Origin of the sequence: Aquimarina sediminis (assembly GCF_002895435.1) — a bacterium.
GTDB classification, from domain to species: Bacteria; Bacteroidota; Bacteroidia; order Flavobacteriales; family Flavobacteriaceae; genus Aquimarina; species Aquimarina sediminis.
In genome coordinates this window covers 1-19553 of record NZ_POYJ01000007.1, presented here as the reverse complement: position 1 = coordinate 19553, position 19553 = coordinate 1, and the positions used below count along the sequence as shown (strand labels likewise).

Sequence of the window (19553 nt, the reverse complement as noted above, 5' to 3'; positions counted from 1 at the left end):
AGAAAACAAGCAAATAGAAACCAAAGTATACTCAGATATTAAGTGGAATTTATTTTGAAATTCATTATCTTGAAGTCTGTAAATTTTTGCTAAAAAAATACAAAAACATGATAAGTACACTATGCCTTTCATGTAGTATCTTTTATAGATAATTAGATACAAAACTGCAATGTGAGTTTTGATAAGAAATCACTTTCTCTTTGAAAATAGAGATATAGTATCATCAAAATGCAATGTGGTAAAAAAATCAATACCCCTAGTATAGAGAAGATCAAGAAATTGGTTTTCTCAAATCTTTATATGGTAATTATTTTGCTGTATAACAGATAGTGTGTTTCATAAAATTGAATAAGAACGGTTCTTTTTAAGATGATGTGAACCTAAAACAAAAGACTATGGCATTACAATCCAATATTCAAATTTTTATAGGCGGTACACCAATACTTACTTATAAAAGATTATCTCTACAACAAGACATTGACTCTCATCATGTTTTAACACTAGTATGTCGTATGGATGTACTAGAAAAACTTGATCAGGAGATGGCCTCAGAGAGTAAAAATTTTCTTGGAGAAATCATTACACTTCAAGTAGGGTCGACAGAAAGTTTCTCAGGTTATGGTAATCTCGAGTTTAAAGGTGTAGTTGTAAAAGTTAACAATACCAAAGGCTTTGATAATGGTAATGAAGATACTATAGAGATAAAAGCCCAAAGTGCAAGTATTATAGCAGATGATGGACCTCATTTTGCCTCTCACAATGATGCAAGTTTGGCAGAAATACTAGATAAAACATTTCAGGGATATGATCAATCCAAATTAGAAACCAGTTTTAACCCCCAGACCACTTCAAATATTCACTATAGTGTACAGCATAACGATAGTTCTTATCAATATGCCAGTAGATTAGCAGCTCAATATGGTGAGTGGTTCTATTATGATGGAAAAACCTTGGTTTTTGGAAGACCACAAGATAGTGAAGAAGTAGAATTAACCTATGGACATGACCTTAAAAAGTTTACTTTAGAACTCAATCCAATTCCTAACAATTTTAAGTATTTTACCAACGATTACCTTGTCGATGAGCTTCATGAAAGAACTACTTCAGAAGTAAGCACAGGAGTCAATGGGTATAATGGTTTTGCTAGTACCAAAAGTGAGCAGATTTATGCCAAAGAAACCAATGTTTATCTTAATTCATACACCGATTCCGAGTTAAAACAACGATTTGATAATCAGGTAGAACAGCAAAAGAAAACACGTGAACTTAAGCAAGTTTTGATCAAAGGTGTAAGCGATAACCCGGCAGTATATCTGGGGCAGGTGATAAAAATAAAAGAATCTACAACTACACAAGGAAGCTATCGTATTACCAAAGTACTGCATACTGCAACAGAAAATGGTAATTATGTAAATCATTTTGAAGGAGTAACAGCAGATATTGATATCTACCCGAATACCAATCCAATGTCCTTTCCCAGAAGTGAATCTCAGATAGCAGTAGTTACAGACAATGCTGATCCAGATGGGTTAAGTCGTATCAAAGTACAATTCCCATGGCAAAGACCAGATGGGGAGACAACACCATGGTTAAGGATGATCACACCGCATTCTGGAGGAGAAAAGGGATTTCATTTTATCCCCGAGATAGGAGAAGAAGTACTTGTAGGTTTTGAAGGAGGTAATGGAGAGCGTCCATATGTAATGGGAGCATTATATACAGGTGCCCAAAAACCAGAAAGCTGGAGAACTGATAATAATGATGTCAAAGCAATACGTACTCGTAGTGGGCACACAGTAGAACTTAATGACAGTAGTGGAGCAGAGTTCATTACCATAACCGATAAGAATAGAAATATTATACACATTGATACAGCTAATAATGATATTACCATTTCTGCTGGTGAGAATATGACATTTAATGCCAAAAACATGCAAATCAATGTAGAAGAAAATCTGGATATTTCTGTAGGTAAAAATAAATCAGAAAATATCTCAGGAGATTCTTTTGTGAGTGCCACTAACGAAGATAAACAAATAGGAGAAACAATAAAGGTGATAAGTAGTGAGTATAATCAGGAAGCTCAGGAGATAACAACAGATGCAAGTGGAGAAATCAAAACGAACGCTGGCGGTAAAATTACGATTGCAAGTGCAGAAACTGTCGAGTATGGAGAATAAACTTCTGCGTTTGAAAACGATTGTACTAGGCACAATTTTTATAATAAACTGTATCGGAATCGTTTCTTGTCAGAATAATAAATCTGATCACACTAAAATTAATATTACAAAAGAAATGGAGAAATACGAATGGATACCTTCTGCAAGTGCCCCTAAATATAATCCCATGCAAATTCATAAAGGGCGCTTGATATATGAAAATGGAGAAAGTATTTATATTCCTTCAGGGCATACTCTTCATCAAGGATGGGGGAAATCTGGTCCTACTCATATAGTAGGAGAAGATTTTAAACCTATACCAACTAAGTTAGAAATAACATGGGTGTCATACCTTGAAAAGAAGTTTTATAAAGGAAGTTTTGACTTACCCAAAGAAAAAATTGCTAAGCTTTTTAAAGAAGGGTATATAAATCGCTTAAACAAAAAAGATACATATAGTGAGATTAATGTAGGATTAGCACCTGGAGGAGTTGTAGTAGTATGGCTTCTGGGTGGGGGGCGTACAACCGAAATTTCCAGATTTGAGGCTTCCGAAACCGAGATTAGCATCAAGGAGTTTGCACCAGAAGCTATAATTACAATGGAGGAGTTTATAGATGCTGTACTAGAAGAAGATTTTAATGAAGAAGTAAAAGCTAAAATGAATCCCGATAGTATTCCGTTCGGAAAATGGGATATCTATAGACAACGGTTTTCATGGAAACCATCAATAAGATTCCCGAAAAATGGGAAATTAAAAGAAATACGGGTAACCTTTTATAATGGTGAAAGCTTGTATACCGTTGGTACAAATGAGATACTAGATCAATTTTCTGACTATTCTGTTCCCGATCATATCCGGATGGAATGGGTGGATCAAAATGATAATGAATTTGGTGCCAAGATTTATTTTGATGAAAGCGAAATATATAGTGTTTTTCAAAAAGTATTTGAAAAATCTAAAGAGAAATCTGCAGAATTGACCTTAAAAATTGATCAATATAATAGTGATATAACCATTGCTTTACAAAATGATTCGGAAAGAGTAGATATAAAAAAAGCAAGGATAAAAGTATACGAAACTTCTAATTAAGAACTAATATGGGAAGTATAGGATTAACAGCAACATCTTCTGGAGCACAGGAAGCAAGTAAAAACGTACTTAGTGGAGTAAACGTTCAAACCTCTCCTGTTCATGTAGGTAATGCAGAATATGAAGAATTAACCCCAGAAGAAAGTGTGAATGTTACAGCAGCAGTATTTTTTGATGGTACTGCCAATAATAGAGAAAACACAAATATTCGTCTGGAATATGAAAAAATGAAACGAGGAGAACCTCATAATGAAGCATTAGTTCGGAAGTATCGGGATTTTTGGTGGGGAACACCTTGGAGTCCAAATAAAACAGGAAGTTATGACAATGATCACTCCAATATTTCTCGAGTAGAACCAGCTTATGAAGCCGTAGATGAAGAAAACGTTAAAAAGTTTTCTGTTTACATAGAGGGTATCGGAACAGAAAACGAAGGGTCTGACTCTAAAATTGGAATGGGGCTAGGTACAGGTTCCACAGGAGTTCGGGCAAAAGTAAAAAAAGGATGTGAGCAAGTAGCGGATAAAATCGATAGAATCGGTGAGAAAAACATCAATGTATTAACCATAGAGACCTATGGATTTAGCAGGGGTGCTGCCGCTGCCAGAAATTTTATCCATGAAATAACTCAAAGAAAAGGTCAGGTAAAAGAAGTAATTACTACCGGGTCTGGTCAATATGGTGCCGTTTCTACAACTGTTATTTACTATGAAGTAGATAATGGAGCTTTAGGAGAATTCTTAGAACAAAAGGGGATCAAAGTAAAAATGGTTGTTATTCATTTTGCTGGATTGTTTGATACTGTAGCCTCATTAGGATTATCTCATGATAATAATACAGCACAACTAAAACTAAATGCTGTAAAGAAATCTCTCTATGCATTACAACTTGCTGCAGATGATGAGCATAGAAGTAATTTTAGACTAACCGATATTAGAAGTACAGGTAATAGAGGAGTTGAGAAATTTCTTCCAGGAGTTCATTCGGATATTGGTGGAGGTTATGTCCATAATGCAGACGAAGAGCTTCGATTAGAATATACATTGACTGATCTAGGTGATTTAAGAGCAGAACGAGAGTTTTTGATAGAACAAGGTTGGTATAAACCTAATGAAATAGAAGTAAGTGATTTTTGGGGAACCCTTACTGGTAACAGAAAAGGATTGAGTAACAGATATAGTTACATACCATTACAGATTATGGCTAAATTCTCAAAAGACAAAGGTGTTAATTTTATAATGAGTAAAGTTACTAGAACATACCCAATAACTGCCGAGTTAAATTCTACAAAAGCTATTTTGGATGATTATGTTTTTAATGATGGTGTAAAAATGTCTTATAACAATCCAGAACATAGAATTTTGTTAAAAACATTGAGAAACCGTTATTTCCATTTTTCAGCACATTATAGCGGTATCGGTATGGGACCTAATAGAGTACATGGTAATCGACAACGAGTAACTCAAGCAGGATAACCTATGCAGCGCACCTTATCTCATATAGTTCAAACCATTAAACTCAACGGAGAAAGAGTAACCCGTGCGTATACCGCAGAGATATGTACAGAGATAAATCAAGGTAAACAAACCATATATAATGCTACAGGGCTAGAGTTTGATGTTACATATTACGGCAGAAATACAGAAGGATTTTTACAATATCGAATAGAAGTAAGTAAGAGGTTTTTGTTAACCAAAAAGTACAGAGTGATCAAAAAACTCAATAAAGCACAACAGATTGCGCTAAGAGTAGCTGCAATAAATGATGTGTTAGAAATGCAGGTCAGCAAAAATTTTAAGCTTATCAAAATAACAAATACATCAGAAATAAGAAAAAAATGGCAAGACATAAAACATGATTTGCTAGAAGACTTTCCTGATCTCGATAAAATGGTAGATGATTTTGATTGGCAACTGCGAGAAGAAAATATCCAACGGTTGTTTCTCGAAGATAACTTTTATAGTTTCTTTTTTTCAGATCTTTTTTATCATGAATACGAAGGTAAAAAGCCATTGTCAGCAAAAAAAACGATAGCCAATGCTTTGGGAAATATCAATATTCCAATGATAGAACAAAAAAAGATCAGTAAGCAGAATATTTCATTTACAGATGTTACCATTACCACACAGGCAGAAATAGATACAGAACACCCTCAATTTTCCTTGCCTAAATTAAATATGTTTTTAGGGCAGTTGCCAACTAAGGAAGGAAGTCAACATCAATTGCATGTGGATTATAAGGGGCTGTATAAAATAACACCACAACGAGGATTGGTTACTCAGGGTAAGCTCAAGTATGCTTTTGAGGTAAAAGACCTCTATAAAAAAGAAACTACAATAACTTTTAACCTAGAAGATAATGAGTAGTAAAATATATGTTTTAGATGGCGCGCTATTAGAATGTAATCAGGGATTTGTACCTGCCAAGCTTTTGGTAACAGAAAATCAGAAGGTAAAAATACAAGGTAAGTTTAAAGCCACTGATATGGATGTACAAGTACCAGCTACTTTTGGTCAATGCAAGTTAAAACCTACCAGCGGGGGGTACTTGCCCTGTATGCCAGCATTACAAAGATGGACAAAAACTACAAAAACATCATCTCTGGGCGGGAGTAAAAAATTCCTGTACGAAGACTCAGAATGTATGTGTGCTACCGGTGGTAAAGTAACCATCATGCAACCCATGCAAATCAATAGTGCAGGTAGTGTTAAAGAAGAGTTCAAAGAAATAGCCATGACCATTCCAGGTGCTATGTTGGGCAATGATAAAGCCCCAAAAGTAGTCGAAAGTTACTGGATGGATGAAAACGAAGAGCAAAGGATAAATGAAATGGAATATGGAGAAGTGGCAACCATGTACGTAAGAACAGAAAATGTAGATCCCGGGCAGTCGATCACCGTTACTATAAATGAATCAAAAAATAATAAAATTGATGGTGAAAAGACTAAATTGAAGTATAGTGGAACTGTAAAAGAAGATGGAGTAGCAAAATTGAGTTCTGTAGAAACCAATAAAGATTGGAACAAATAACAAAGGTATGAGTAGAACAAGAGAATTATGTATGGATGTTGAGGTAATGGGGAGAACCTTTTGCTTTGAAGATACTGTACTAAAGTTAGTAAGCGAAGAGGAGCCGGAGATTATTCAAGCCTATTTCGCAGAAAAAAAGATCGAAAATGTAGATGAAGGTGCAGGTACTCACACCTACACTTTTGTTAGCGCAAGCACAGACACTGGTACAGATGTAAAAAAAGACAATATAGCTACTGTGATCCTTAAAAAAGTAAACAGTGCAGAAAAAAATAATAAAAAACATACCACTCAGGCATTGGTCAGGGCAAAACTAACAGAAGCCTCCTATGCCAAAGATGCTACCATTACTATAGACCTGTTAAAAACAGTAGAAAAAGTCTCTTATCCTAAGTTAACATCTGCACCGATGGGATATCAGGTATACCTGATCGTAGAGACCAAAAAGCTAAAGGATAAAAAAGGCAAAGTAAAAATTCGTGAAAAAGAAGAGGGGAGTAAACTCTTGAAAAGTAAAGACAAGGCTCTACCTGTTTTGGTATTTGCAAAAAAAGAAGATACTACTACCAATACCGAGGCTAGTGATTGGATAGAGATCGATGTTAAAGAAGAAAATGGTAAAAAAGAAGGTGGTGCAATTGTACTACATAAAGAAGACAAAGGAGACAAGATCGAAGTAGGAATAAAAAAAATACAGTTACGTCCCAAAGAAGATAAGATTAAAACCGAGAGTGAAGATGCTGTAAAAAGCTTCGAAGGCTGGCAGGAAGCATTGTATATTAGAGAAGATGAAACAGAAGAAGGCAAAAAAGCTGCCGAAGAAGCAAAAGCATTAGAAGAAACTCGAAAAAATGAAACCTTTATCACCCTGACACGTGATACAGATGCAGACAAAAAAGAAAATAAAAAGAGTTTTCCTAAAAAAGTGAACGGTCCCGCAGAAATTGGCATTTTAGGCAAAGATGCTATTTTTACAGTAGATGAATATGGTACAACAGCCACTACCGCTGATAAAAATAATATTCGTTGGTGTATTTATGTAGATAGTAAGAAAACGGATATAGATGCTAAAAGTAAATCAGGGTTATATACTTATGCTAAAACAGAATTGGTAGATGTTATAGAAACTACAGCAGAAGATGGTACTGTAACAAAAACTGGAGGAACAAACAAGTTAACTATTGTTTTTGACAAAGCCTTAGAAGGAAAAAAAATACAAATAGAGCCCTACAGAGGAAAACCAGATCATAAATCAACAAAAGGATGGGTTTATGAGAATACCGTAAAAGGTCTTAAAATTGTAAAAAGAGAAACTACATCCCTTTGGCTTCAAACCCAATGTGATAGTGTAGAAAATGCCGGGGAGGTAATCGATAAGGAGTTTAAGAGTTATTTTAAGTTAAAATATAGTACTACAATATATATATATTCTGATGGTAAAATCAGTAAGACTTATTTAGAAAAAGGAGATAAAGTAAGATATGTATATGTTGATAGCAGTGGAGAAGAACATGATTTAGGATCTTTTGCAATTATCGAAGCTCAAAAATGGCTTGATGGAACTAAACATTATTCTAAAACTCAAGTAAGTGGAGAATGGAAAAAAGTTATTTCCGGAGGAAAAACAAGATATTACAAAAAGGATGGTAACAGAAAGACGCTTTTGATGACTCCTTTCTCGGGTTCTCCAAATAAAGTATTTAAATATAAAAAAGGGAATTTAGATTTTGCTATTTACGAAGATACTAGTAGGGAGTATTTTAACCCTGAGGCTTTTTCAACAGTAATAGGAGCATTAGCCAAAGTGAATTTTAATGATTTGGTATCCAATGGATCTGTTTCTACTGATGCAACAGGTGCATATAGTGTAACCCATTTTAATGGAGTTAATATGGATTTTAAATACCTTAGAAAAGATAAGAAAAAAGGGAATATTGATAATGGGATCTATCGAATATTAGTTGGGGATTTAAAATTAGATATAATAAGGCAAAATCAATTTTTAGACGCTCTACATGATTATGGATGGGGAGTGACTAAAAAAAATCTAGCACATAAAACTCATGAAGGTAAAGAGTTAAATCATTGTGAATCAGATTCGCATCATAAAAACCACCTTCACCTTCAGGGCTTTAAACCAAACTATAAGTAATCAAAATTATGAAAACTCCTGTATATTTTATAGTTGTATTTTTTATTTTATCTTGTAATAATTCTAAAAATACAATAGCCTCCAAAAATTCTTTAGAGCTAAATGCAGTATCTATTGTTGATAATAATTTTATTGACAAAATAAGGGAGCTTCCTATTCAACAACTTCCACATGAATTTATAGATTGTAGTACAGACTCTTTACAAGAATTAGAGCAGTCCAATACTATAATTTATGGGTTAAACATTGAAACTGATACGTTACTATCTTTAAATAACTTTGAAGAACCTCTGTTTTATAAATTAGTCAAAGAAAAAATACACAATGAGACTAAATCGTATTCTGAAAAGTATTACTCTTTTCTTTTGGATTATATCGAAGAGAATACGACAGTTTCGTTTTCAGACAGCTATGTGTATAAACGACTAGATAAAATAAATGAAAACATAGAAGTGTTATTAATAATTACTAAAATAATTGATAATAAACCAAATGATTCTCGTATTAAAGGGATTCAGATAGATGTTATTACATATGGTACCTTACTTCAAAAACCGATAGATAGAAAAAGGTTAATTACTACAGGAATTGGACTTGAAGATATAGCATATCACGAATGTTTTACAATAGATGAAAATTACAATATAACAACTAAAAGCTTTATGCATTTGGAAGATGAAGCAACCTCTATAAAAAGAAAGCTAAAAGTAAAAAAAGATGGTCAAATCAAAGTTTTGAGTAATGATGTAAATGTAGGTGATTAGTAAAAGTACTTTGAAAAACTACTCTTTTTGGTTTTTCATCATTTGGATAGGTTGGGCAATATAAATTTTGGATTTACTGGACAATTAACAGGTTATTCAAAAACATCGCTTACAAACGCTACCCCTGCCGCTTATCATAATGATCACTTACATTCCGGTGGAGCACCAAAAAATAGCAGAAATAGGATTGCTTTACAATTCAAAGAAAAAGGCTTATATACGGCAACCGTACCCAGATAAAAGAGGGATGTTACATATTGAAATGTATACAGGAGAAGAAGTTGGTAAGTCATTTTATCCAGGATGGGTACCGTATTCTGAAATGCTACATGCAAAATCAACAAATTTTTCAGTGGGAAGATCTTTTAAAAGGAGAAGGGATCTATTTGATCCTAAAGATTTATTAAATAAGATGCTTATAAACTCAAGAAAAGAGGGGTTAATTAAATAGAGAAAATTATGAAGAAAGTATTAGTTGTTTTTTCCACTTTTTTGATTTTTTTATCTTGTATAAAAGATCAAAAGCGAGCCACTCAAAACGTCAATCAATCTGAGTCTTTATCTAAACTATCAAATAAGAGACAAAATTTTAAAAATTCAGATTCTAGAAATCTGAATAACGATCTCAGTACTCAAAATAATAAAAACGTAACCTTTTTTATTGGGCGAAATAAATTTTCGCCTAAAAAAGTTATAAGTCAACTAGACATGCCAAAGGCTAGTTTTAATCAGAATATTGTTATTGTTGATACTATTGAAGAAGTTTATTTTTATAATATTAAAAGTTACTTAATTCAATGCGAAAATTTTGAAAAGCCTATATGGAGTGGCTTTCTTTCTAGTTTTAAATTTCCTGAATCGTTATCTGATAAAACATTAACTTGTACTGATGAATCTCTTGACCCTTTTGATTGTCTATTTGAATATTTTGTTAGTTCACTACAATGGGACAGAGGAACTGACCTTTTAGAACATAGGGAATATGATGAAGAAACATTTTCTTTTAAAAAGGGGTTTAGATTAAATAAAAACCAAGTGTCATTTTGGAGCTCTATTCAATTATTAAAGCAAACTTATAATTTACCCAATACCATAGAAGAAAATTTTTATCATAATGAATCGGTTAAGATTTGGACGTCTTATGATAAACAAAGCAGTATTTTTTTTAGAATAATAGAAGAAAATGAAATACTTCAAATAGTATTAGATGATTATTCATATAAAACTTTTAAAGAATACAATATGGATTCTAAAACCATTAGCGATATTATAAATGATAATAAGTTTTCTGAAACGAATTGGGTAGATAAAATAACAATGAATAATACTTGGGATTTTATATTATCAACGAATTAAGTATTGTTAACCTGAATACTTTTTTTGTATTAATATATTGGTGAGGTTTAATTTAAAAGGAAGATAATAAAAATACTTTTAGTAATTCGTATGTGCTTTATAATAACTTGTAAAAGTTGGGTTGGCAATAAAAACATCAAAAGAAGATATCTACTACAAAACATAAAATATAATTTGTATGAAAATTTTACTCTCTATCGTTTTGATTGTCATGATTTTAGGTTGTAAGAATAATAGCCTAAAAGTAATTGCTGATAAAAAGAAAGTTCCGAAAAGTGATTTAATTCTTAAAAAAGAAAAAGAGAATAATAATATTAAAGTTCAGACTTTTCCTGTAGATTTTAGGAGAATTGAACCAGATTCAGTTAAAAAAGATTTTAGAACTGATTCATTAGAGGTTAATGAAGCTGTTTGGATAAATAATACTCAATTAATAACAGGAACCATTGACGGAAATAATAATGGTATCCATTTAATTGTTAAGAATAAGAATAATGAATTGATATATATGTCCAAAGGACAATATGATAGCTGGCGTTATGATCTAAATCTTTTTAAGACGGAAAACTCTAATAAGATTATATTAATAAATGAGATTGGAGCGGAAGAGAGTTGGGGTGTAGAAGTTCATGAATATAGTAATGGGATTTACAAAGAAATTGGAGTAATGGATATAGTAGCTATGAACGAATATGAAGAAAGTTTGAGTGTTGTTCCTTTTGTGAAAATTAAAGAATTGGAAAATCAAATTTTAGAGTTTTCTTTTAATAAAGATGTAAAAATCTATGATAATCAAAAAGAAAAAAGTATTTCAGGAGAAAAAGTAAAATATAGATTTGAAAATGAAAAGTTAGATAGGGTTGAATAGTCCTCATAGTTAAGTATTAATAGCTATAAGGATTGAACAACCACTGTACAAGAAGTAGTTACTCCCAAAATTGTAAAACGAGAAACTACATCCGTTTGGCTACAAACCAAATGTGATAGTGTAGAAAATGCAGGGGAGGTAATCGATAAGGGGTTTAAGAGTTACTTTAAACTTGAAACTCCATTTAATACAATACCTCTAAATCATCCAGATAATTTTAAAAATAAATATTACAAACCTTATAATTATAGACTTAAAGAACATAGGGCACCGACATTTGGGGTATTGAGAAGTGCTTTAAGAATTCATACTGCTAGGGATTTATATAGTGATGTAGGGGAACCAATATATGCCATTGCAGATGGAGTTGTAACCGATATTGCTAATTTTTAAAGAGATACATGGCGAATAGAAATAGAACATGAGTATGAATACAAAAAAGGTCATAGAATGGTAGTACGTTATGGAGAAGTCAAAAAGGGAAGTACTATTTTGGTAAAAAAAGGACAAAGAGTTTTTAGAGGAGATAAGGTGGCAGAAGTTGACTTGTTAGTCCCTCACGTGCATCAACCTACGGGAGAAAAAAGAGGGATGCTGCATATTGAGTTCTACACAGGGGAAGAGTCAGGAGTATTAAATGATTATCAAGTAACATATGCAGATATGCTTTATGCAAAATCAGGTAAATATAATGGGCAAGCCTCTTTTCAACGTAGAAAAGACCTATTTGATGGATTAGATTTATTAGATAGAATGCTAGAAGCGTCAAAAAAAGAAAACGGAATAAAATGAGAACTATAGTATTTTACTTTACAATTCTAACGATGTTCATAGCTTGTAAAGAATCACAAAAAAATACTCAAAATGGTGATCTATCTAAAAAGGTTGTAATAAACAGCTCAAAAAAAGATAAAGACTCAGACAGCTTATTGTTAACTGCTATAAAAAGAGACACATCAATACCTTCAAAAGAAAGTAAAAAAGTTTACCCTATTTTAGATAAAGAACTAATTGGTTTAGGAGTCAGAGATAGTTTGGCTACAGATGTTTTTAAAAGGTACTGGGTAGATTTCAATGCAATATGTTACCCTTCAGCCTTCTCTTTATATATAGATGCTAGTGCAAAAAAAATATATGCATATGATTATTCATTTTGTTTTGAAGGCAAGAATTTTTCAATACAAGATCTTTCCCTTTCTTATATCTTTCATATAGAAAGCTATCAAGAGGTACAGGGTAATTATCGATTTAAAATAAATAAAGTAGAACATTTATATTCAGGAGAAGAAGTAATTCAATTAGATAAAATTCAAATAAGTTTTTCCAAGGTTAATCTAGTAAATCAGATTTACAAATTAAAAATAAAAGAAAGTGAGGAAGCTCATTATTCAAATATTTTAAGATATAACATTTATGCTTTCAAATCAATAGAGAATAAATTTGAAAAAGAAGATTGTGGCGATTTTGATGGGTAAAAAAATAACCGAACGCTTAAAATTCGCGAAACGTAAGGAATTAAAATTTTATGAACCTGTTTTGTGCTGTAAGACTAACTTTGTTTTCAAGTTGTTAAACTAAATTATAAGTAATTAGAATTATGAAAACTCCTCTATATCTTATCACTATACTTTTTGTTTTCTCTTATAGAAGAAATTTATTATGAATAAAGCAAAAGACGTAAAAATAAGTAGATGTAAATTGTTTTATGGATATGTATTCTTGTGTTTGATTGGTACTAAGGTATATGCCCAGGAAACTTATGATTATAGTTTTTTGGAGGCATATGAGTTTATAGAGCTTCCTTTGGTAGAAAAAACGAAATTTGATAAAAATAGTCCCAAAGGTCATCTTACCTTAAACCAAAAAAAAGCTTTGGGTTTTGAAAAAATAAGTAAGCATTGGAAAAAATCAGATTGTGGAGTGCTACATAAGTTACACTTAACAGAGTTGTACAAAACCTTATTAGTATATGTATATAATTCGCAAAAGCACATAAGCATTATACTTGTTAATTATGATGAACAATACAATATTGTAGGTAAAAAATTAGTCGCTTTTGATGAAAATGCAAAAAAGGCTAAAAATGCAGAATTCTGGGAGATGTCAGAAAGTATAATTACCAAAGACCGCATCCATAGAAAAGATGTTTTGTTTGTAGAGCCAGAACAGATAGAATATGTCAATTTTATCTATAGTGATGATGGAAGAATAATACGGGATATAGACTTTTATAAAGGCAAAATTTCTGATTCTTGCTTTCATAGTTTTGAGCCACAAGAAGTAAAATATGTAAAAGCACTGAATGGTTTAGAAGTAAAAGATCAAGATGGTAATACAACCGGAAAGTTGGAGTATGGCAGCAAAGTAGAAATTATTAAATACACTAATAAAAAGCAATCCATAAAAAATGGAGGGAAGACGATTAATGGAGTAATTGTTGAAATATGCAATTGTGAGGCAGGATATTTTAAAAGACGATATATTTTTGATGGACACTTAACCAAAGATAGTGAGTAGTAATTATTACTTGTATAAGTCGGTTGTTATGGATTTAATGATATTTCTTAATATGAAGCAAAGCAAAAAAAGAGGCTAATTTTTAATTAGCCTCTTTTTTTGCTTTGCAAAGATTATGATTTTATTTTTGCTCATATTCAGAATTCCATTCTGATCCATCATCTCCTTTTTGCCCATCCATTTTGATCATAAAATTTTTGGCAGGGAAATAAGGTTTCATATGGATATCCAGATGAATTTTATCCTTCTGAACAGGATCTTGCTCAAAACGTCTCACAGAAAAATCTTCAATCAATTTATCTGGTCCAGTAATACCATCCAAAAATTTTACGATTTGATCCATAAGTTCTTTACGGGTTCTGGCATTAAAGTTTTCAAAAGCCCTTCTGTTTAAGAAGTCCATTAATACTTTGGTGACATAATCAAACACACGAACAACAGAATATGTCTGTAGTCCCAGGTTATCACCATTAAATAAAGTTTTGGCAGAAAAAGCCATTACTTTACCATATTCATTTACCATAGGTACCAGACCTAGTTTTTCTAGTTGCGCGATTTCTCCTTTTTTAAGATCAAACCGAACACCATCTACCTCGTTCATACCACCGAATTTCTTACCGGCAGTAACCTGAGACATTAGTGTTTTGTATATTTTACCTCCCAAAGCACTTGATGGTGGTACAAATAGATCTTCATCTTCGCCTACTTCATCATGTTTACCTCTTCCGACAAGCCAGTTACATGCCATAATTACATTAGAGCGGTATTTGTCTCCTCCTGTAAGGTTAGCGGCTTCAAAAAGTTCCATAACATCATCTGGCTCATCAAGATGCTCAAAATCAGTAATCATCATTACTTTATTCTCATGGGCAATCTTAGCCCATTTTTCTACGACTTTGTTAGATCCCAGATATCCGGGAACTACTAAGAGTCCGTAGTTATCCCTAAGATCCAAGCGATCATACCCTTGGACCAGTTCTTCTTGTACAGCATCAATAAATCTTGTATTATCGAGATCTTTAAGCTGTTCTAGTTCTGCATTAAGAATATTTACATTTTTTAATTTTTGGGATTCTGTGTTTTTGAAAAACAAAGCTACAGATCTATAAGATTGTTCTAATTCTTTGGTTTGCTCTAGAGCAGTGCCTAAATTTTTCTTAAGAGATTCTGCTGCTATTTCTGATTTTTTCTCCGATTCTTCAACCATGTCTGATAGATCATCAGATGAAGAGAGTATATCATTCCATATTTCTAGAGTTTTCTCTAGTTTTTGGCGTTCTAATTTTTTTGAGGATTCTGTAAGAAATATTTTCTTTCTTGCTTTACGATCAGGGTTCAAATTCTGTACGTCATCTATACATGCTTCTAATAAGTCAAAACCACCATACTTGGCAAGTTTTTCTTCATTTATCTTAAGCTCCTGAGCTGGATTCTCTATTTTTATATTTTTGTCTGCCTTTTTTCCTAATAATGCCATGTAAACTTCTTTTTTAACCTTGTTGTTGTATTTCTGCAATTAACGACTGAATAGATTTTAAAAGAGCTTCTTTGGCTTCTGGATCTGCCAAGGCAGTTTTTAAAATCTTGTTAGATTTAAGTTGTTTGATAACTTTGAGGTACTGATCTTTTTCTGTATTCAGATTATTCAGATATGCGCTTTGATCAATAATCCCTTTTTTACCAAAGTTCCCTAAATGGCTAAATTTTAAAGTTTCTTTTGACTCTACGCCATCGGCATCTTCAAACTCAACTTCTACCTCTGGTTGATAATTTTCAAAAACATCATCAATAGATTTTAGACCGGTAACAACCTTAGGTTTTAAGGGTTGGTCTTGTGTCAATTTCTGAATAAGCAATGTTTTATTTTGTCCTATTTCTAGAATTGCTTCTCCTGCGTCAGTTTTTACTTCTGTTCCTCCTAATCCGTATGTATTGTCCATGGAAAAAGTATTTGTGGTTGCTAAATTATAAATATACTAAATTTTATTGCGGATTATAGGCTTAACTATAATTCCATATCAATTTTTCGTCTTTTACATCTAATTGTACCAGACTTCCTTTGCTTACTTTGCCAGTAATTATTTTTTTAGATAACGATGATCTTAGTTCAGTTCGTATAATTCCTCTTAAAGGTCTTGCTCCGTATTTTGGGGTAAACCCTTTATGAGCCAGAAATTCTTTGGCACCTTCTGTAAGTTCTAAAGTTATTTCTTGCTTATTAAGAGCTTTATAAAGATCTTTCATCTGGATCTCAAATATCTTAACTACGTTATCTTTTGTAATGGGTGAAAAAGGCACTATCTCTGTAAGTCGTCCTAAGAATTCTGGTCTAAAATGTCGAGACATGATTTCTAGAAGATCCGTAGATTTAGGAATCTCTCCATCTGAGAAAGATTTTACAACATGTTCACTCCCGATATTAGAGGTAAACAAGATCACTGCGTTAGAAAAATCTCCTGTTTTACCAAGGCGGTCATTTAATTTTCCTTCATCCAATATTTGGAGAAAAATATCAAAAACAGAAGGGTGTGCTTTTTCGATTTCATCAAAAAGTACTATAGAATAAGGTTTCTGTCTAATTTTATTAACTAATAATCCTCCTTCTTCATATCCAACATATCCTGGAGGTGCCCCGTATAATAACGCTGCCGAATGTTCTTCTTTAAACTCAGACATATCAAACCTAATAATAGCTTCTTCAGTCTGAAATAAAAATTCTGCAAGAGATTTTGCCAGTTCTGTTTTTCCTGTCCCCGTAGGACCAGTAAAAAAGAAAGACCCTATTGGTAGTCCTGGTTTACTTAATCCAGATCTGGATTCAAGAATGGCTCCTGTTATGGTTTGGATTGCATGATCCTGACCAATAACACGTTTTTTTAGGTGGTCTTCCATGGTGAGTAAACGTTCTTTTTCATCTGCCTGAAGTTTACCTACAGGAATACCTGTTTTGTTGGCAATGGTAGAAGAAACATCATTTTTGTCAATGGTTTCTTTTTCTTTGTTAGCCTTGTTTAAAAATGTTTCCAGAACATTTTCTATTTTTTCAATACCTTTTTCTATAGAATTTATTCCTACAAAATTATCATCATCACCTAGATCGGTAAACAGTAAATAACTAAACATCTTGTCTAGATTATCCCATTGTAACTCAAGGTCTGAAATTTTCTCAGCTTCTTCTTTGTCGATATTTTTAATAGTATCGATATGTTTTTTTATAGTATCTACCTTGGCAATTGTAGTTTCGAGCATATATCGAGTGGCAGACATTGTTCTGTCAATAAGGTCTATGGCAGAATCTGGTAAGCTTCTTTCTTTGTTGAACCTCTTAGAAAGACGAATTGCTTCTTCAATAGTGTCATTATCAACATCTAAATTGTGATGTTTTTTATACCTGTCTATCGTATCAGAAATCATTCTTAGTGCTTCTTTTTCGGAGGGTTCATTCAATGATATGATTTCAAATCTCCTGGATAGTCCTTCATCCACTTCGATGTGTTTTCTATATGCATCATTGGTTGCAGTGCCTATAAAAGTAATTTCACCTTTGGCGAGCTCTGATTTTAGGATATTTACCAGACCTTGATTACCATTGTCCTTATCTGTTAGGTTATTTATCTCATCAATTAATAAAACGGGTTTTTCAAATTCTTTTAGCGCAGCGATAATTTTTTTAAATCTATCTTCTACCTCACTTTTGTAACTGGCTCCAGATACCAAATGGATAAAATCTAGTTCATAGATTTGAGCATTTTTAAGAGCATCTGGTACAGTTCCATTTACTACAGTTTCTGTAAAACCATCCAATAGTACTGATTTACCAACCCCAGGATCTCCTGTTATTAGTACATTGGGTTTAGAGTGTCGCCCCAATATTTCTATAATCATCTTTGTTTCGGCATCTCTCCCCGAAATGACATGCAGTGTCTTGTTTTTTGCCTCAAAGGTTTTGTCTATACAGTATTCTTTTAAAATGCCCGAATCAGATTTCTTTAGAATACTAGAACTCCCATTTTTAGGCTTTTTTTCGCCGTTAGAAGATGGTGTATTTATATTTGCTGCTATCAAAACATCATCTGCCTTGAGAGGTAGAGTCTTTAATTGTTCATAAGAAAACCCAACACCGGGAGTACAAATAGAAACTAATAATGACAATGGAGTGATTTCATCTTCTCCTAATTTTAGTTTAATGCTATCAGCTTCATTAAAAACAGCTTCGATAGATTTGTCACCTTCAATCTTATCAGGTATGTTTGTAGCTCTTGGTAGGACTTCTATTCTTACTTCTGACCACTCTTCAAAATAATAAATGTCGGCATCAATTTGATTAAAAAAATCTTTTAATCCTACATCCTTATGTAGTAAGGCTTTTAATAAATGTGCAGCGTTATATTGATTATTATGGTACTCTTTAGCAATCGATTGCGCTATATGAATAGTGTTTTTAACCTCTGTAGATAGGGGGTATTCTAATGTTTGCATGAATGTATTTTAAATAAGTCGGATGATTGTAAGCCAAAATATCACCATTTCTATTTTTTAGAAATTATAAACAGAATCATGTAAATAATAACAAAGAATAGGGTTTAGGTTTTAAGGTTTAATGATGGGGAATCAAAAAACTTTACCAAATATAATAAAAACGATGATTTTTTTAACTTTTATGATCGCATTTTTAGAGTACTATCGAAAAATAAATCTTATTTAATAGGTTTTTTATAAATCCTAAAATTGTCTGGTGTAAAAAGTGTAGTAATTAAGTTTAGTATTACTTGATAATATGAGGTGAGTTACTTTAGAAGAGAGCTTCTTTTAAGGAGAAAAATACTTATGATTTTTATGCAATAGAGTGTAATATTTTTTTTGGTTGATATTCCTATCTTTAGATTACACAAAGGTCTTTGTTAGTATTTCGAGTGTCAACAGGATTATCCGGAAATTGGTTATAAAAATAAAAGAATATGCAAACATCAAAAATTCAATTCATAATAAGCTTTTTATTTATTATAGGGTATATGATATTGGTTACCATAATTTTGGTTGTAGAAATAAGTGATACTTTAAATATGAAAGCAGGAGGGAACTCTATGATGGGAGAATTGAAAATACTTTTAGGGGTTCTGACAGGGGGAGTAGGACAAATACTAAATTATTGGTTTAATAAGCCCAAAGAAGCATAAAACGATAATTAGTTTTTACATTTACATAGTATATATTTCTTTTATAATATGCTATGGTCGTTTTATGGTTTAATAACCTTTTAGGGGTTAAGGATAAATTACTTAGTCTAAAAAAACTTTTTTTTTATCATTTTATTTTTTCTGAAAAATGCTAAATTGTTTTTGCATATTGATACAAATACTCTAATGAATATATCCGCTACCACTAAAGCGGAACTAATTTCAGTCGTTCAATTTAGAACTTACAAGAATGATTTTATTGCATAAAAACACAAAACTCCTTTAAATCAGTATTTAAAGGAGTTTTTTAGTGACCCCGAGCATTCGAAGTTCGAACTTTTTAGTAAAATCTTTGGAGGAGATTTCAGAATACGCAAAAGAGTATCAAGCTTTATTGATAGCTTGCTAACATCATTCTCCAATAAAAATATTTAACT

General features: G+C 32.3%; 18 protein-coding genes. 15 read left to right on the top strand and 3 right to left on the bottom strand.

Translation table 11 applies throughout. The features are described 5' to 3' along the window. The first annotated feature begins 395 nt into the window (after positions 1-395). From C1X07_RS15320 to C1X07_RS15260, 14 genes are all read left to right on the top strand, one after another. The gene (locus C1X07_RS15320; protein ID WP_103070920.1) at positions 396-2180 is read left to right on the top strand and encodes a type VI secretion system Vgr family protein; all 1785 of its coding nucleotides are present in this window, start codon (positions 396-398) and stop codon (positions 2178-2180) included. Next, complete coding sequence (locus tag C1X07_RS15315; RefSeq protein ID WP_164914176.1) at positions 2170-3252, top strand: DUF2931 family protein; 1083 nt, start codon at positions 2170-2172, stop codon at positions 3250-3252. Before C1X07_RS15320 ends, C1X07_RS15315 begins: the two co-directional genes overlap by 11 nt. A gap of 8 nt (positions 3253-3260) precedes the next feature. Then, on the top strand, positions 3261-4727 hold the full coding sequence (locus C1X07_RS15310) for a T6SS phospholipase effector Tle1-like catalytic domain-containing protein (RefSeq protein ID WP_103070918.1): 1467 nt from the start codon (positions 3261-3263) through the stop codon (positions 4725-4727). 3 nt (positions 4728-4730) lie between these two features. After that, positions 4731-5618 (top strand): hypothetical protein, encoded by an 888-nt coding sequence (locus C1X07_RS15305; protein ID WP_103070917.1) that lies wholly within the window; start codon positions 4731-4733, stop codon positions 5616-5618. Next, a complete protein-coding gene (locus C1X07_RS15300) occupies positions 5611-6282 on the top strand; it encodes a DUF4280 domain-containing protein (RefSeq protein WP_103070916.1) in 672 nt (223 codons plus the stop codon). Before C1X07_RS15305 ends, C1X07_RS15300 begins: the two co-directional genes overlap by 8 nt. A 7-nt stretch (positions 6283-6289) precedes the next feature. Continuing rightward, complete coding sequence (locus C1X07_RS15295) at positions 6290-8434, top strand: hypothetical protein (RefSeq protein WP_103070915.1); 2145 nt, start codon at positions 6290-6292, stop codon at positions 8432-8434. An 8-nt stretch (positions 8435-8442) separates the two neighbouring features. Then, positions 8443-9198, top strand: a complete 756-nt coding sequence (locus C1X07_RS15290; protein ID WP_103070914.1) for a hypothetical protein — start codon at positions 8443-8445, stop codon at positions 9196-9198. Positions 9199-9225: 27 nt separating this feature from the next. Beyond that, a complete protein-coding gene (locus C1X07_RS24780) occupies positions 9226-9438 on the top strand; it encodes a hypothetical protein (protein WP_128755297.1) in 213 nt (70 codons plus the stop codon). Between the two features lie 7 nt (positions 9439-9445). Continuing rightward, positions 9446-9649 carry a hypothetical protein gene (locus C1X07_RS15285; protein ID WP_128755296.1) on the top strand — a complete coding sequence of 68 codons (204 nt, stop codon included), beginning with the start codon at positions 9446-9448 and terminating at the stop codon, positions 9647-9649. Between the two features lie 8 nt (positions 9650-9657). After that, the gene (locus tag C1X07_RS15280) at positions 9658-10554 is read left to right on the top strand and encodes a hypothetical protein (protein WP_103070912.1); all 897 of its coding nucleotides are present in this window, start codon (positions 9658-9660) and stop codon (positions 10552-10554) included. 178 nt (positions 10555-10732) lie between these two features. Then, on the top strand, positions 10733-11422 hold the full coding sequence (locus tag C1X07_RS15275; RefSeq protein ID WP_128755295.1) for a hypothetical protein: 690 nt from the start codon (positions 10733-10735) through the stop codon (positions 11420-11422). 450 nt (positions 11423-11872) lie between these two features. Beyond that, entirely contained in the window at positions 11873-12214 is a 342-nt protein-coding gene (locus tag C1X07_RS15270; RefSeq protein ID WP_103070910.1) for a hypothetical protein, read from the top strand. Beyond that, positions 12211-12897 carry a hypothetical protein gene (locus tag C1X07_RS15265; protein WP_128755294.1) on the top strand — a complete coding sequence of 229 codons (687 nt, stop codon included), beginning with the start codon at positions 12211-12213 and terminating at the stop codon, positions 12895-12897. Before C1X07_RS15270 ends, C1X07_RS15265 begins: the two co-directional genes overlap by 4 nt. Before the next feature lie 184 nt (positions 12898-13081). Continuing rightward, positions 13082-13939, top strand: coding sequence for a hypothetical protein (locus tag C1X07_RS15260; RefSeq protein WP_103070908.1), 858 nt, complete (start codon positions 13082-13084; stop codon positions 13937-13939). 121 nt (positions 13940-14060) lie between these two features. Here C1X07_RS15260 and C1X07_RS15255 read toward each other — a convergent pair whose 3' ends face one another. From C1X07_RS15255 to C1X07_RS15245, 3 genes are all read right to left on the bottom strand, one after another. Further along, the gene (locus tag C1X07_RS15255) at positions 14061-15416 is read right to left on the bottom strand and encodes a DUF5458 family protein (protein WP_103071095.1); all 1356 of its coding nucleotides are present in this window, start codon (positions 15414-15416) and stop codon (positions 14061-14063) included. A 13-nt stretch (positions 15417-15429) separates the two neighbouring features. Next, entirely contained in the window at positions 15430-15879 is a 450-nt protein-coding gene (locus C1X07_RS15250; protein WP_103070907.1) for a hypothetical protein, read from the bottom strand. A 61-nt stretch (positions 15880-15940) separates the two neighbouring features. Further along, positions 15941-18418: an ATP-dependent Clp protease ATP-binding subunit gene (locus tag C1X07_RS15245; RefSeq protein WP_103070906.1), complete on the bottom strand. Its 2478-nt coding sequence runs from the start codon at positions 18416-18418 to the stop codon at positions 15941-15943. A gap of 479 nt (positions 18419-18897) precedes the next feature. On the opposite strand from C1X07_RS15245, the gene C1X07_RS24775 reads away from it, so the two are divergent. Continuing rightward, positions 18898-19116 carry a hypothetical protein gene (locus tag C1X07_RS24775; RefSeq protein WP_128755293.1) on the top strand — a complete coding sequence of 73 codons (219 nt, stop codon included), beginning with the start codon at positions 18898-18900 and terminating at the stop codon, positions 19114-19116. Positions 19117-19553: the final 437 nt, after the last annotated feature.